11 protein-coding genes are annotated in these 15,629 nt (G+C 73.5%); 3 read left to right on the forward strand and 8 right to left on the reverse strand.

Annotation, left to right across the window (positions count from 1 at the left end):
• The first annotated feature begins 187 nt into the window (after positions 1-187).
• A complete protein-coding gene (locus tag ACSYGN_RS30100) occupies positions 188-1,705 on the forward strand; it encodes a regulator (RefSeq protein ID WP_460401111.1) in 1,518 nt (505 codons plus the stop codon).
• A gap of 71 nt (positions 1,706-1,776) precedes the next feature.
• Here ACSYGN_RS30100 and ACSYGN_RS30105 read toward each other — a convergent pair whose 3' ends face one another.
• The 3 genes from ACSYGN_RS30105 to ACSYGN_RS30115 form a co-directional block, all read right to left on the reverse strand.
• The gene (locus tag ACSYGN_RS30105) at positions 1,777-3,129 is read right to left on the reverse strand and encodes an NAD(P)/FAD-dependent oxidoreductase (protein WP_460401113.1); all 1,353 of its coding nucleotides are present in this window, start codon (positions 3,127-3,129) and stop codon (positions 1,777-1,779) included.
• Between the two features lie 374 nt (positions 3,130-3,503).
• Complete coding sequence (locus ACSYGN_RS30110; protein ID WP_460401115.1) at positions 3,504-4,397, reverse strand: TIGR01777 family oxidoreductase; 894 nt, start codon at positions 4,395-4,397, stop codon at positions 3,504-3,506.
• A gap of 49 nt (positions 4,398-4,446) precedes the next feature.
• Complete coding sequence (locus tag ACSYGN_RS30115) at positions 4,447-5,631, reverse strand: MarP family serine protease (protein ID WP_460401117.1); 1,185 nt, start codon at positions 5,629-5,631, stop codon at positions 4,447-4,449.
• A 699-nt stretch (positions 5,632-6,330) separates the two neighbouring features.
• Between ACSYGN_RS30115 and ACSYGN_RS30120 the strand changes: the two genes are divergently transcribed.
• Positions 6,331-7,056 (forward strand): peptidoglycan recognition protein family protein, encoded by a 726-nt coding sequence (locus tag ACSYGN_RS30120; protein WP_460403823.1) that lies wholly within the window; start codon positions 6,331-6,333, stop codon positions 7,054-7,056.
• A 77-nt stretch (positions 7,057-7,133) separates the two neighbouring features.
• Positions 7,134-7,388, forward strand: coding sequence for a hypothetical protein (locus ACSYGN_RS30125; protein ID WP_460401119.1), 255 nt, complete (start codon positions 7,134-7,136; stop codon positions 7,386-7,388).
• Between the two features lie 33 nt (positions 7,389-7,421).
• Here the strand turns inward: ACSYGN_RS30125 and ACSYGN_RS30130 are convergent, their stop codons facing one another.
• The 5 genes from ACSYGN_RS30130 to sucB all read right to left on the reverse strand — a co-directional run bounded on the left by ACSYGN_RS30130 (position 7,422) and on the right by sucB (position 15,621).
• Positions 7,422-7,940, reverse strand: a complete 519-nt coding sequence (locus ACSYGN_RS30130) for a DUF4240 domain-containing protein (protein WP_460403825.1) — start codon at positions 7,938-7,940, stop codon at positions 7,422-7,424.
• Positions 7,941-8,008: 68 nt separating this feature from the next.
• Positions 8,009-9,040, reverse strand: a complete 1,032-nt coding sequence (locus ACSYGN_RS30135) for a helix-turn-helix transcriptional regulator (RefSeq protein WP_460401121.1) — start codon at positions 9,038-9,040, stop codon at positions 8,009-8,011.
• Positions 9,041-9,216: 176 nt separating this feature from the next.
• Complete coding sequence (aceE, locus tag ACSYGN_RS30140) at positions 9,217-11,922, reverse strand: pyruvate dehydrogenase (acetyl-transferring), homodimeric type (RefSeq protein ID WP_460401123.1); 2,706 nt, start codon at positions 11,920-11,922, stop codon at positions 9,217-9,219.
• A gap of 752 nt (positions 11,923-12,674) precedes the next feature.
• Complete coding sequence (locus ACSYGN_RS30145) at positions 12,675-13,316, reverse strand: GntR family transcriptional regulator (RefSeq protein WP_460401125.1); 642 nt, start codon at positions 13,314-13,316, stop codon at positions 12,675-12,677.
• A 439-nt stretch (positions 13,317-13,755) separates the two neighbouring features.
• Positions 13,756-15,621, reverse strand: a complete 1,866-nt coding sequence (gene sucB / locus ACSYGN_RS30150; RefSeq protein ID WP_460401127.1) for a 2-oxoglutarate dehydrogenase, E2 component, dihydrolipoamide succinyltransferase — start codon at positions 15,619-15,621, stop codon at positions 13,756-13,758.
• Positions 15,622-15,629 lie beyond the last annotated feature (8 nt).

Consider the following 15,629-nt stretch of genomic DNA (forward strand, 5'->3'; position numbering starts at 1 on the left):
CCCGTCGGCGTCAGCCAGACAGCAAATCCTCACACGATCGGATGAATGCTCGCCGAAGCCCGCAACCGTGTGCTTACGCTCCGCTACATTCGCGCCGTTCACGGAGGCCATAAGGGCTGCTCACAAAGCAATCCGGGCGCCGCAGTCGGCACTGCGGCCGCCCGAAAGGCAGGAGACCGCACCGCAGATGACGGAACGACCCGCGCAGCGCACTCCCAACCGCCAGCTCGCCGCGCTCATCGCAGAAGCGGGATTCTCCAACGCGGGTCTGGCCCGTCGCGTGGATCAGCTCGGCCTCGAACACGGGCTGGACCTCAGATACGACAAGACCTCGGTCACCCGCTGGCTGCGCGGACAGCAGCCCCGGGGCACCACTCCCGCCCTGATCGCCGAGGTCTTCACCCGGCGCCTCGGCCGCCGGCTCACCGCCCAGGACCTGGGGCTGGACGCCTGCGCCCCGGTGTACGCCGGGCTGGAGTTCGCCTCCACCCCGGAGGAGGCCGTCGACATCGTCGGCGGGCTGTGGCGCAAGGACTCCGGCAGCCACGCCGAGCTGCGGAAGATCGCCTTCACCCCGGCCGGTCTCGTGGTGCCCAGCCGGGACTGGCTGATCGGCCGCGCCGACGACCGGGTCGCCCGCGCCGACGACCGCACCGGCCGCGCCGATGACCGGGCGGCGCCTGCCGGCCAGTCCGTCCGGATCCCGGCACAGCACGGCACCGCCCCCAGACGGCGCACCGCCGCCGAACCCGGGACGCTCGTCCCCCCGCCCCGGCAGCGCGGCGCCGAACGCACCCTCGGCCAGAAGGTCACCGGCGGCGACATCGCGGCGCTGCGCTCGGTCGGCGAGCTGTTCCGCAGCCTCGACAACGCCTACGGCGGCGGCCACGCCCGGCAGGCCCTGGTGCGCTATCTGGAGCACGAGTGCGAGCCCATGCTGCGCGGCACCTACGGCGAGTCCACCGGCCGCCGGCTGTTCGCGGCCGCCGCCGACCTCACCCGCCTCGCGGGCTGGACGTCGTACGACATCGGCGCCCATGGACTCGCCCAGCGCTACTTCGTCCAGGCCCTGCGGCTCTCCCAGGCCGCCGGGGACCGGGCCTACGGCGCCTACGTCCTGGTCACCATGAGCCGCCAGGCCGTCTATCTCGGGCACGGGCGGGAGGCGGTGCAGCTGGCGCGGGTGGCCCAGCAGGGCATCGGCAGCGCCGCGCCGCCCCTCGTACAGGCACTGCTGCACTCCGCCGAGGCGCGCGGGCACGGAGTGCTCGGCGAGGTGCGGGCGTGCACCGCCTCGCTGGTGCGGGCCGAGCGCGCCCTGGAGGCGGCCCGGACCGGGGAGGAGTCGCCGTACTGGGCGCGGTTCTTCGACGAGGCGCAGCTCGCCGACGAGTTCGGGCACTGCCACCGCGACCTCCAGCAGTACCGCGCCTCGGCCCAGCACGCGGAACGCTCCCTGCAACTGCGCGCCCACTCCTACGCCCGCAGCAGGCTGTTCTGCCGGGTCGTCCTCGCCACCGCCCGGCTGGGCCTCGGCGAGCTCGATCAGGCATGCCACCTGGGCGCCGAGGCCGCGCTCCAAGCCACCGAGATGCGCTCGCTGCGGGCCCTGGAGTACGTACGCGACTTCGAACGCCGCCTCGAGCCCTACAAGGACGCCACCCCGGCCCGCCTGTACCGCGACAAGGTCGCGGCCCTGGGCTGACCGGGGCGGGAACGGGTCAGGAGCGGGTTCAGGAGCGGTCTCGTGGCGACCGGCTCACGACGGTGCTCGGCTCATGCCGCGCGGGCCGTCGGGGCCGGGTCCGCCAGGTGGAGGGAGCCCGCGGTGCCGAGGTCGGTCAGCAGGGCCGTGGCGGCCCGGTGGCCGGAGTGGAGGGCGCCCTGGACGGTGCTGGTGTCGCGGTGGTCGCCGCAGACGTACAGGCCGGCCAGCAGCCGCACCGGGCGGCGGTGGTCGTGCGGCGGGCGCATCGCCGGGACCGCCTCGGCGGTGTGGTGCACCGCGAGGGTCTCCCAGCGGCGCGTCGAGGTGCCGTAGAGACGGGACAGATGCATCCGTACCGCCGTGTCCACATCCTGAGGAGGCGGGCCCAGCACCGTCGACGAGATCAGGGTGCGGCCCGCCGGGGCCCGGCTCGGGTCGACCTCGCTGATCACCGCCGTGTGCGCCACCGGGCCGCCCCGGTCCGCGTCCAGCAGCAGGGCCGCTCCGGTGTCCGGCGGCAGATCGGTCGTGTGGTGCACCACGGTCACCGGGTGGAAGTCCGGCACCCGCAGCCCCGGCAGCAGTTCGGCGGCCTCGCGCGCGCCGGTCGCCAGCAGCACCGCGCGGCAGCGGATCTCGCCGTGCTCCGCCGTGGTCACCGAGGTCGTGGAGACCGAAGTGACCCGGACCCCGGTGCGCACCGTGCCCGGCGGCAGCGCCCGCACCATCAGCTCGGGCAGCGCCTCGGCCCCGCCCTCCGGCAGACACAGCCGTCCCGCCGCGAACGCGCGCAGCGCCAGATCGGCGCACCTGCTGGACGTGGTGAGCTCCGGGTCGCACAGCAGGGCGGCGAGCAGCGGGCGCAGAAACCCGTCGATCGTGCGGACCGGGACACCGCGCGCGGCCAGCGCCTGCCCGGCGGGCAGCTCCGGGCGGGCCAGCAGCCGTTCCACCGGCGTCGAGGCGATCCGCGCCAGGGCGTTGCCCAGCCGCGCCTGGTCCATCGCGCCGCCCACCGGCGCACCGGCCCGGGGCGCGGGCACCGCCGCGCTTCTCGGGGCGCTCGCCAGGGCGCGCACCACATGCAGTGCGCCCCTCGCGCTGCGGCCGACGGCCGGGGCGCCCGCTCGGTGCCTGCGGCCGTCGGAGTGCAGCAGCACGCCCGGGGCGAAGGGGCGCAGCACCAGGTTGTGCAGCCCCGGTGCCAGCCGCAGTTCGGGGTACGCCGTGGACAGCAGCTGCCCGATCCGGTCGAGCCGGAATCCGTCCACCTTCTCCGTCGACATGCGACCGCCCGTACAGGGCGCGGCCTCCAGAACTACCGTCGACACTCCTGCGCTGGTCAGCCGTTGCGCCGCCGAGAGTCCGGCGATCCCGGCTCCCACGACGACGACGTCCGCCTGGTACACGGGCTCAAGCACGTGGCCCCTCCTCGCTGGTTGCGCGGCCGGTGGTGACGTCATGCCCCCAACAGGCTCCAGGGATACCCGAGTTCGGGTCGAGGTTAGGGCGGTGGCCGGGCGGGCGGGGGTCGCGCATCGGCAGGGCACGGTCGCACACGGTCGCATGAGCGTGGCACCGGCACCGGGAAACGGTCGTACGGCGTCATGGGGCCGGGTCCGGCGGCGGCCCGGGCGCGGGGCGGGCGCGGGTCCCGCGGTGGTCCGGGGGTGGGTCCCGCGACGCTCGTCCCACGGCGGTCCGGACGGCGGCCTGGACGACGGCCTGGACGGCGGCCTGGACCGTGGTCCGGGCGGCGGTCCTACGGTGTCGCGCGCGCCGTCGTCGGTGGGCGTCACGCCGCCCTGATCGCCCCCTCGATCTCCGGGAACGCGAAGGTGAACCCCGACTCCAGCAGCCGTGCCGGCAGCACCCGCTGACTGCCCAGCACATCCCCGGCCATCTCCCCGAGCGCGAGTCGCAGTGCCGCCGCCGGTACCGGGAACGGGGTCGGCCGGTGCAGCACACGGCCCATGGCCGCGGTGATCTCGGCGTTGGTCACCGGGTTCGGGGCGGTCACGTTGAACGGCCCCGACAGGCCCTCGGTGTCGATGAGATGCCGGATCGCGGCGACCTCGTCGTGCAGCGCGACGAACGACCAGTACTGCCGTCCGCCGCCCATCCGCCCGCCGAGCCCCGCCCTGAACAGCGGGAACAGCCGTGCCCACGCGCCGCCCTGACGGGACACCACGAGCCCGGTGCGCGCGAACACCGTCCGTACCCCTGCCTCCTGGGCGGCCGCGGTCGCCTCCTCCCACTCCACGCACAGCGACGGCAGAAAACCGTCCCCCGGCGGCGCCGACTCGTCCACGGTGCGGTCGCCGGTCTCGCCGTAGAAGCCGATCGCGCTGCCGTTCACCAGCACCCGCGGCGGCTCGTCGAGGGCCGCCACGGCCTCCGCGAGCGCGGCCGTGCCCAGCACCCGGCTGTCGCGGAGCGTCTTCTTGTACGCCTCGCTCCAGCGGTGGTCCCCGATGCCCGCCCCGGCCAGATTGACCACGGCATGACACCCGGCGAGCCCCGCCGTGTCCACGTACTGGCCCTCGGGATCCCAGCAGATCTCGTGCTCGCCCCTGGCCCCCCGGCGCACCAGACGCACCACCTCGTGCCCGTCCGCCGCCAGGGACCGCGCCAGGGCGCCACCGATCAGACCGGACGCCCCGGCCACCGCGATTCGCAACCGTTCCATGCCCCCAGCATGACCGTAGGCACGGCGTAAACCCCGGAGGGGGCGGCCGTCACGGGGTGACCAGGGCGCCCGTGTCCACCCGTGCCGTCGCGTGCGCGGCATGCCGGGCGACCGGGGAGACCTCGGCGGCCGTCAGCACGTACCCCGTCTCGCGGTCCGAGGTCGAGCGGGCGAACACCACGCCGTAGACCCGGCCGTCCGTGGTCAGCAGCGGCCCGCCGGAGTTGCCCGGGCGGACCGTGGACCGTATGGAGTAGATCTCCCGGGTCGCCGTGCCGTCGTTGTAGATGTTCTGGCCCGTCGCCCGCACCCGGTCCGCCACCGTGGCCGCCTGGAGATCCAGCCCGCCGTCCTGGGGATAGCCCGCGACCACCGCCGAGTCGCCGCGCACCGCGCTGCCGTCGAAGCGCAGGACGGGCGCCTTCAGCCCCGGCACATAGAGCACCGCCACATCCCGCTGCGCATCGAACAGCACCACTCGCGCCGGGTACGACCGCCCGACCCCGCCGATCCGTACGGCCGGGTCGTCGATGCCCGCGACCACATGGGCGTTGGTCATCACGTGCCGCGCCGCGTACACGAACCCGCTGCCCTCGCGGCCCTGGGTGCCCGAGGCGCCCTCGATCTTCACCGTGCTGTACCGGGCCGCCGCCGTGGCCTTCGCGGTGACGCTGTCGCCCGAGGGCGCGGCCACCTGAGCCGTCGACTCGTTCTCGAACGGGTTGAAGACCTGCGGGAAGCCCGCCTCGGTGAGCGCGGAGGTGGCCCGGGAGAACCACGCCGGCGTGGTGTCCGGCATCGTCCGCTGCACGGCGCCGAGCAGCGCCGAGTCCCGTATCGCCGTCGTCACCAGCGGGGACGAGGACGCGGCGAGCACACTCGCGGCCACCCACGCCACCAGCAGCACCGCGAGCGAGTTCGCCGCCGCCCCGCCGATCCCGTCGGCCACTCTCAGCGGCCCCGAGTCCAGCTCACGGCGGAGCTTGAGGGCCAGCCGCCCGGCCAGCTCATGGCCCAGCACCCCGGGCAGCAGCACCGTGAGCACCGCGGTCACCGTCGCCGCCGGGGTGCCCCTGGTGACCAGGTCCATCACCCAGGGCAGGATCCATACGCCCACCACCGCGCCGCCCACGAACCCGGCCAGCGACACACAGCCGGCCACCAGCCCGCGCCGGTACCCGGACGCGGCGTAGCCGAGGATCACCAGCAACAGCAGCAGATCGAGCAGGTCCACCCCTGGCCGCCTTTCTCTCCGGTCCTCCCATACGCGTCCGGCGCGCTAGGTGATCAGCCACTCGGCTGTGAGTTCGGCAGCCGTACGCGCCCACTACCGGAAACGCCCGGACCGGGATGTTGGTTCCACCAGGTGGCACAGTGCGCATCGCGGACGGAACGGAACCGTCCCACAGTGAGAACCATGCGTGTCTTGCGACGATCGACGACGAATCCGCCCGGGAAGGCCACATCGGCCCGGACGGCCCCATCCGCCCCCGCCGCACCGATATCCGGCCCGGGACCCGAGGCCTCCGCCCCGCCGCCCGGACCGGAGATATCCGACCCGCCGTCCGAGCCCGAGATATCCGGCCCGGGGTCCGGCCCCGCATCCGGCCCCGCATCCGGCCCCGGATCCGGCCCTGGAGCCCGCCTGGGATTCGGCCCGGAAGGGTCCGGCGCACCACCCGATCCGGTGAAATCCGCTGCCCCGCCCGGCCCGGGAGTGTCCGCCCCGTCTGGCCCGGGAGTGTCCGCCCCGCCCGGTCCGGGAGCATCTGCCCCGCCCGAACAAGGGACGTTCGCCCCGCCCCGGCCGTCCCGCCCCGCCGTACCCCGGCGGCTGTGCGCCCCCGCCGCTTGGCCGCCCTGGACCCCGCGCGCCCTGCTCCTGCCGGTCGGCTGCTGTCTGCTCGGCATCGCCCTCCTGGCCGCACCCGCGGTGTTCGCCCGTGACCCGGCCCGCACGGCATCGGCCACCCCGCCCCGGTCCGTGCATCCGGCCCCGGCGCATCCCGCCGCCACCTTCACCGCCCCCCGGCCGCGGATCGTGCCCCGCTCGGTCTGGCTGGACGACACCGCGCGGCACCGCCAGCCGCCGCCGCGCTACGACGACAAGGTCGTCGCCGTCTTCATCCACCACACCGACTCGCCCAACGGCTACGCCTGCGCCGACGCGCCCCGCATCATCCGCTATCTCTACGCGGGCCAGACCGGCGCCCGGAGCTGGGACGACATCGGCTACAACTTCCTCGTCGACCGCTGCGGCACCATCTACGAGGGCCGTGCGGGAGGCGTCGACCGCGCCGTCACCGGCGCCCACACCCAGGGCTTCAACCACCGCACCGCGGGCATCGCCGCGCTCGGCACCTTCACCGAGGGGATGCCGGTGCCGCAGGCCATGACCGACGCGATCGCCGCCCTGGCCGCCTGGAAACTCGGCATCGCCGGTGTCGACCCCCGCACCACGGTGCGCCTGGTCTCCAGCAACAGCCTCAGCCGCTACAAGGCGGGGGAGACCGCGCAACTGCCCGCCCTCGCCGGGCACAACGACGGCTACATGACCAGCTGCCCCGGCGCCGCCCTCTCCGCCCGCCTCCCGGCCATCCGCGAGCTGGCCGCCCACCTCCAGGGCAGGACCGGGCCCGTCCTCACAGCGACGCCATAGACAGCACGCAGGATGCTCAGATCCCCGCGCCCTACGGTCATGGTCAACGGCACAAGGGCCGACCGGAGGTGGGGATCATGAGCAGCAGCCGCAGGCACGAGCGCACGGAGTGCACAGAGCGTACGGAGGGCAAGGAACGGGGCGCGGGCTGGGCCAGGAGCGTACGCGGACCCTGGGTGGTGGTCTGCGCGGTCGCCGGTGTGGTGCTCGGGCCCGCCGCGGTCACCGCGTCCGCCCTGGACCAGGCCAACGCGGCGCCGATGCTGCACGCGGTCAGGGCGGACCAGAACCAGGCGTACATCCCCTCGGACATCGCGCGCCGCCGCGCGTGAGTCAGGAGTCGCACGCACACGCGGGGCGGGAATTCACGTGGTGAAGCGTTCCCAGAGCCTCGGATACCGCTGCGCGAGTGCCCCCTCGTCCGCCAGGTCCAGCGGGGTGCCCTCCGGCTCGGCCGGGGCGGGCGGGATGCCGAGGTCCGGGGGTACGGTGCCGGTGAGCTGCTCGTAGGCCTCGTCGGCCGCGAATCCCAGCTCCTCACCGTCGCCGTCGATCTCCTCGTCGAAGTCGGTCAGCAGACCGGCGAGGGCGTCCGGGTCGTGCACGGCGCCCTCGAAGACCTCTCGGCCCTGGCCGATCAGCCAGCACCGGAAGGAGTCGAACGCCTCGTCACCCACGGCGCCCAGCAGCACCCGTGCGGCGCCCCACAGCTCCCAGGTGAAGGCGCGGTTGAAGCGGGACTCGAAGTGCCGGGAGAAGTCGAGCACGGTGTCCGGGTCGAGCCGCAGCAGCCGCTCCACGAGCAGGTCGGCCTGCTCCTCGGGATCCCCCTCGGCGGCTTCGCGGCTGCTGTCGACCAGCTCCCAGAACTCCAATTCGTCCATCACGGCTCAAGCATCGTGCCTCGCGCACGGGGACGCACCCGGAGCAACCCGGACCGCCGGGCCCGTACTCAGCCCCTGTACAGCGCCGCTGCCCGGCGCGCGTCCGCCGCGAAACGCTCCCGCAGGCCCGCCGGGGCGAGCACCTCCACCTCCGGTCCGAGCGCGGTGAGCTGACCGTGCGCCACCTCCGCCGACTCCACGGGCAGCGTGACCGTCACCCACCCGGCGCCGTCCGGCACCCCCGCCCCTGCGAGCGCCTCCCGGGCCCCCACCGGATCGACGACGTACGCCAGTCTCCGCACCCCCTCCGTGGACAGCCGCACCACCACCTCGTCCCGCAGGATCGACCGGGCGAACTCTTCGGCCTGCTCGGCCCAGAACCCGGGCAGATCGAACCCCGCGTCCCGCACGAACCGCTCCCGAGCCGGGCGCACGGCGGTGAACCGCTCGACCCGGTACACCCGGAATCCGCCGACACCGGCCTGCGAGCCGTCTCTGCCGTCCGCGTCTTTGGCGTCGACCGCGCCGTCCGCCACCCGGGCGCACAGGTACCAGACCCCCGCCTTCAGCACGAGGCCGTACGGTTCCAGGGTGCGGTCGGTCTCTGCCGCGCCGGGGTCGCGGCGGTAGCGGGCGGTGATGACCTGGTCGGACCAGACCGCCTCCGCAAGCGGCGGCAGCAGGGCGGGGGTGTCCGGTGCACGGAACCAGGCCGGGGCGTCCAGATGGAAGCGCTGGGCCGCCGTGCGGGAGGCGTCGCGCAGGGCGGGCAGCAGGGCCGCCGACACCTTCAGACGGGCCGCCGACGCCGTGTCCGCGAGGCCCATCTCCCGCAGCGCCTGCGGCACCCCGCTCAGGAACAGCGCCTCCGCCTCGCCGCGCGCCAGCCCCGTCAGCCGGGTCCGGTAGCCGCCGACCAGCCGGTAGCCGCCGGTCCTGCCCCGGTCGGCGTACACCGGCACCCCCGCCTCCGACAGCGCCTGCGCGTCCCGTACCACCGTCCGCTCCGACACCTCCAGCTCGCGGGCGAGTTCCCCGGCGGTCATCACCGGGCGGGACTGGAGCAGCAACACCATCTTGATGAGGCGGGCAGCGCGCATACGGTCATGATGCCCGCGCCCATGACGACAGGGAGCGCGGTGGACGACGCCCATCCTCATGACGACGAGGGGGCACGGCGGACGACGCCCATCCTCATGACGACGAGGGGGCACGGCGGACGACGCCCTGTCCCCTCGTTCATGTCCGGAACCGGTGGCCTACAGGCCCCGGCGGCCTACAGGCCGTACCGGTCCCGTGCCTCCTTCACCGCCGTCGCCTTCACCTCGCCGCGCCGGGCGAGCTGGGCCAGGGCCGCCACGACGATCGACTCGGCGTCGACGCCGAAATGACGGCGGGCCGCGGTGCGGGTGTCGGAGAGGCCGAAACCGTCCGTGCCGAGCGAGCCGTAGTCCTGGTCGACCCACTGTGCGATCTGGTCCGGGACCTGCCGCATGTAGTCGGAGACCGCCAGCACCGGGCCCTCGGCGCCGTGCAGCGCCTGACGGACGTACGGCACCCGCTCCTCACCGCGCAGCAGGGCCGCGTCGGCCTCCATGGCGTCCCGGCGCAGCTCGGTCCAGGAGGTCGCGGACCACACGTCGGCGGCCACACCCCACTCCTCGGCGAGCAGCCGCTGCGCGTCCAGCGCCCAGTGGATCGCGGTGCCGGAGCCGAGGAGCTGGATGCGCGGGGCGTTTGCCCCGGCCACGGTCAGACCCGCCGACTCCGCCGTGTTGAAGCGGTACAGGCCCTTGACGATGCCCTCGTCGATGCCGGGCGCGGCCGGCTTGGCGGGCTGGGGCAGCGGCTCGTTGTAGACCGTCAGGTAGTAGAAGATGTTCTGGTCCTCGCCGGGGGCCGCCGCACCGTACATCCGGCGCAGACCCTCCTTGACGATCACCGCGACCTCGTACGCGAAGGCCGGGTCGTACGACAGCGCCGCCGGGTTGGTCGCGGCGATGACCGGAGAGTGGCCGTCGGCGTGCTGGAGGCCCTCACCGGTCAGCGTGGTGCGGCCGGCCGTGGCGCCGACCAGGAAGCCGCGGCCGAGCTGGTCGCCGAGCTGCCACATCTGGTCGGCGGTGCGCTGCCAGCCGAACATCGAGTAGTAGATGTAGAACGGGATCATCGGCTCGCCGTGCGTCGCGTACGACGTCGACGCGGCGATGAAGTCGGCCATCGCACCGGCCTCGGTGATCCCCTCGTTGAGGATCTGGCCGTTCTGGGCCTCCTTGTAGTACATCAGCTGGTCGCGGTCGACCGGCTCGTACGTCTGGCCCTTGGGCGAGTAGATGCCGAGCGACGGGAACAGCGACTCCATGCCGAAGGTGCGCGCCTCGTCGGGCGTGATCGGCACCCAGCGCTTCCCGGTCTCCTTGTCGCGGACCAGGTCCTTGACCAGCCGGACGAACGCCATGGTGGTGGCGACGTTCTGGGAGCCGGAGCCCTTGTCGAAGGAGGCGAACGCCTTGTCGGCGGGGGCGGGCAGCGGGGCGAGCGGCTGGGTGCGGCGGGCCGGGGAGGGGCCGCCGAGGGCCGCGCGGCGCTCCTGGAGGTAGCGCACCTCGGGGGAGTCGGCGCCGGGGTGGCCGTAGGGCATCGTGCCGTCGGCGAAGGCGCTCTCGGGGATGGGCAGTTCGAGCGTGTCGCGAAGGGCCTTGGCCTGGTCCAGCGTCAGCTTCTTCATCTGGTGGTTGGCGTTCTTCGACGCGAAACCGTCGCCGAGGGTGAAGCCCTTGACGGTCTGGGCGAGGATCACGGTCGGCGCGCCCCGGTGCTCCAGGGCCGCCTTGTAAGCGGCGTACACCTTGCTCGGCTCGTGACCGCCGCGCGAGAGGTGGAAGCACTCGAGGATCTTGTCGTCGGTGAGCAGCCTCGCCATCTCGACGAGCGCCGGATCCGTGCCGAAGAAGTGCTCGCGGATGTAGGCGGCGTCGCGCGTCTGGTACGTCTGCACCTGGGCGTCCGGGACCTCGCGCAGCCGGCGCACCAGGGCGCCGGTGGTGTCGAGCGCGAAGAGCTCGTCCCAGGCGGAGCCCCACAGGGACTTGACGACATGCCAGCCCGCGCCGCGGAACTGGGCCTCCAGCTCCTGCACGATCTTGAAGTTGGCGCGCACCGGGCCGTCGAGGCGCTGGAGGTTGCAGTTGATGACGAAGGTCAGGTTGTCCAGGCCCTCGCGGGCGGCGAGGCCGAGCGCGGCCGTGGACTCCGGTTCGTCCATCTCGCCGTCGCCGAGGAAGGCCCAGACGTGCGAGGCGGAGAGGTCCTTGATGCCGCGGTGGGTGAGGTAGCGGTTGAAGCGCGCCTGGTAGATGGCGGAGAGCGGGCCGAGGCCCATCGACACCGTCGGGAACTCCCACAGCCAGGGCAGCCGGCGCGGGTGCGGGTACGACGGCAGACCGCCGCCGCCCGCCTCCTGGCGGAAGTTGTCGAGGTGCGCCTCGGACAGCCGGCCGTCGAGGAAGGCGCGGGCGTAGATACCGGGGGAGGCGTGGCCCTGGACGTAGAGCTGGTCGCCGGAGCCGTCGCCCTCCTTGCCGTGGAAGAAGTGGTTGAAGCCGGTCTCGTAGAGCCAGGCGGCGGAGGCGAAGGTGGCGATGTGGCCGCCGACGCCGTGCTTGGCGCCGCGGGTCACCATCGCGGCCGCGTTCCAGCGGTTCCACGCGGTGATCCGGCGCTCCATCTCCTCGTCACCGGGTACGGCCGGTTCGGCGGAGGTGGGGATGGTGTTGACGTGGTCGGTCTCGAGGAGCTTGGGCAGGTCGATGCCGGCGCCCTCAGCGCGCTCCAGCGTGCGGCGCATCAGATACGCCGCGCGGTGCGGACCGGCCGCCTTGGCGACGGCGTCCAGGGAGGCCTGCCACTCGGCGGTCTCCTCGGGGTCGTGGTCCGGAAGCTGGTCCAGCGCGCTCGGCTGGATGGCGTGGGGGTCGGTCATGTCGCCGCCTTCCTCGGTCGAAGGAGGGTCCCTCATCGATGGGGTCCAACGGTGAGGGGTACGGGTGCCTACTGTCTTGGCAGGACAGGGCTGATGGGCTCTGGTGGGAGCCCAACGGCGACTGTAACTCGCTGATCGATGATCGATCAAAGGGGAGAGGCGAAAATTCTCTCGATATCGAGAAAGTTGGCACGGGGTGCCGCTGGCTGTTCGCCGAAAAGGCACCGGGTGCCGCGGTTTTTGTGGCATCGCCGCAGGTGAGCGGGGGGCTGCTCGGCTGTCGGCTCGGGGTGCGGGGCGGACCGGTTTCGACTTCGGCTGCGGGCCGGTGGGGGCTGGTCGCGCAGTTCCCGCGCCCCTTGGGTGGGACTGCGTGCCGGGAGTGGAATCGGCATCCCGGGCGGCTCGCGGGGGACCCACTTCGCCTGCGGGCCGGTGGGGGCTGGTCGCGCCCCTTGGGTGGGACTGCGTGCCGGAGTCGAGTTGGCATCCCGGGCGGCTCGCGGGGGACCCACTTCGCCTGCGGGCCGGTGGGGGCTGGTCGCGCAGTTCCCCGCGCCCCTTGGGTGGGACCGCTGCCGGAATCGAATCGGCACCCCGGACGGCTCGCCGGGTCCAAGGGGTGCGTGGAACTGCGGGTGTCTGTCAGCCTCCGGGGGCGTGGTCCGACCTAAGGGGCGTGGGGAACTGCGCGAACAAGCCCCACCGGGCCGCGGCCGAAGTCGAAACCGGTGCCGCCGGGGGCGAGTAGGTCAGACGGGGCTGATGTGGGGGCTGGCCGGGGCGCAGCCCAGTACGTGGGACTTCACGATCTCCGCGATCCGCGGGTCGCGGCGGCGGAAGGCCTGCATCAGTTCCTCGTGCTCCTCGGCGTACGACTGCTGCACCGTCCCCAGCCAGCGGATCGACAGCGCGGTGAACACCTCGATGCCGAGGCCCTCCCAGGTGTGCAGCAGCACCGAGTTCCCCGCCGCGCGGACCAGCTCACGGTGGAAGGCGACGGTGTGCCGGACCTGGTTGGTGCCGTCGGCCATGCGATCGGCCTCGTAGAGCGCGGCGACATGCGGCTCCAGGGCGGAGCAGTCCTCCGCGAGTCGACCGGCCGCGAGCTCGGCGGCGATGGCCTCCAGGCCCGCCCGGACCGGGTAGCTCTCCTCCAGATCGGCGGCCGTCAGATTCCGCACCCGCACGCCCTTGTTGGGTGCCGACTCGATCAGCCGCAGCGACTCCAGCTCCCGCAGCGCCTCGCGCACCGGGGTCTGACTGACCTCCAGCTCGGTCGCGATACGCCGTTCCACGATCCGCTCGCCCGGTTTCCAGCGACCGCTCACGATCCCTTCCACGATGTGCTCGCGGATCTGTTCGCGCAGCGAGTGGATGACGGGCGCGGTCATGAGAGGGCTCCTTCTTGCGACGGGCCCTACGGCCCCCGGGGGCGTTCGACCTCTAGACAATAAGGCCGCAGCGGCGCACGGGAGGTGCGCGCGGGAGAGCTTTCTAGCAGGTGAGACAAGACTTACACGAGTGGCGCAGACGTACATCCGCCCCGGCGCGGTCACGCCCGTAACTCCGTACACCCCTGTCGCCCCCGCCCCGGGCAGGGCGTTTTCCCTAGTGGAAGCAGAGGATCAGCTGTGTCACCCAGTGCCGCGAAACGGTCCGAGTGGGCCCCGGAGTGTCGGAGTGCGGCGTTAGGAATGTCACTGAGTGCCGCTCGTCACGGGCAAGGTGGTGATACGACGGCGGTGCCTCGCCCGGGGAGGCCGGGCGGGGCACCGCCGTCGTATCGGTGATCCGTGATCCCTGATCGGTGATCCGTGATCTGTGACCGGGTCAGAGGCCGAGTTCGACCTCGAACTCGCCCGCTTCCAGGATCTCCTTGACCGTCGTCAGGTAGCGGGCCGCGTCGGCGCCGTCCACCAGGCGGTGGTCGTAGGACAGGGTCAGGTACGTCATGTCGCGGACGCCGATGACCGTGCCCTCCTCCGTCTCGATGACGGCCGGGCGCTTGACCGTGGCGCCGATGCCGAGGATCGCGACCTGGTTCGGCGGCACGATGATCGTGTCGAACAGCGCGCCGCGCGAGCCGGTGTTGCTGATGGTGAAGGTCGCGCCGGACAGCTCGTCCGGGGTGATCTTGTTGGCGCGGACCTTGCCCGCCAGCTCCGCCGTGGCCTTGGCGATGCCCGCGATGTTCAGGTCGCCGGCGTGCTTGATGACCGGGGTCATCAGGCCCTTCTCGGAGTCCACCGCGATACCGACGTTCTCGGTGTCGAAGTAGGTGATCGTGCCGTCGGCCTCGTTGATCCGGGCGTTGACGACCGGGTGGGCCTTCAGCGCCTGGGCCGCGGCCTTGACGTAGAACGGCATCGGCGAGAGCTTGACGCCCTCGCGGGCCGCGAAGGAGTCCTTGGCCCGGCCGCGCAGCTTCATCAGCCGCGTGACATCGACCTCGACGACCGACGACAGCTGGGCCTGCTCGTGCAGCGCCTTCACCATGTTGTCGCCGATGACCTTGCGGATCCGCGGCATCTTCACGGTCTGGCCGCGCAGCGGGGAGACCTCCAGTGCCGGGGTCTTCCTGGCCGGGGCGGCAGCCGCCGCCGGAGCCGGGGCAGCCGCAGCGGCCTTCGCGGCCTCGGCCGCGGCCACGACGTCCTGCTTGCGGATACGGCCACCGACGCCGGTGCCCTTGACGGCGGCCAGGTCGACGCCGTGCTCGGCGGCGAGCTTGCGCACCAGCGGGGTCACATACGGGCCCTCGGCGGCATCCTCCGCGGGCACCTTCGGCGCCACGGGGGCGACAGGGGCAGCGGGGGCGGCGACCGGCGCGGGGGCGGCCGCGACCGGAGCCGGCGCGGGCGGAGCCACCGGCGCAGGCGGAGCCACCGGCGCGGGCGGGGCCACGGGGGCGGGCGGGGCCACCGGAGCCACCGGCGCGGGGGCGGCCGCAACCGGAGCCGGAGCCGCAGGCGCGGCAGCCGCCGGAGCTGCGGCGGGCGCGGCACCGGGGGCGCCGATGACGGCCAGCTTGGCGCCGACCCCCGCCGTCTCGTCCTCGCCGACCACGATCTCCAGCAGCACACCCGAGACGGGCGCCGGGATCTCGGTGTCGACCTTGTCCGTGGAGACCTCGAGCAGCGGCTCGTCGGCCTCGACGCTGTCGCCGATCTCCTTGAGCCAGCGGGTCACGGTGCCCTCGGTGACGGACTCGCCGAGCGCGGGCAGCACCACGTCCGTGCCCTGGACGCCACCGGCGGGGGCCGCGACGGGCGCGACCGGGGCCGGAGCCACGGGGGCGGGGGCCGGGGCGGCAGGGGCCTCGGCCACCGGGGCCGGAGCCGGGACGGCAGCGGGCGCGGGCGGAGCCACGGGCGCGGCCGGAGCCACAGGGGCGGGCGGAGCCACGGGAGCGGGCGCCGCGGCAGCGGCGGGGGCCGGGGCGGCCACGGGGACGCCCGTACCGTCGTCGATCAGGGCCAGCTCGGCTCCGACCTCGACGGTCTCGTCCTCGGCGACCTTGATGGAGGCCAGCACACCCGCGGCCGGCGAGGGGATCTCGGTGTCGACCTTGTCGGTCGAGACCTCGAGCAGCGGCTCGTCGGCCTCGACGCGCTCGCCCTCGGCCTTCAGCCAGCGGGTGACGGTGCCCTCGGTGACGCTCTCGCCGAGCGCCGGCAGGGTTACGGAAACCGCCATGGTTTCGG

It is taken from the genome of Streptomyces sp. YIM S03343, from assembly GCF_054729195.1.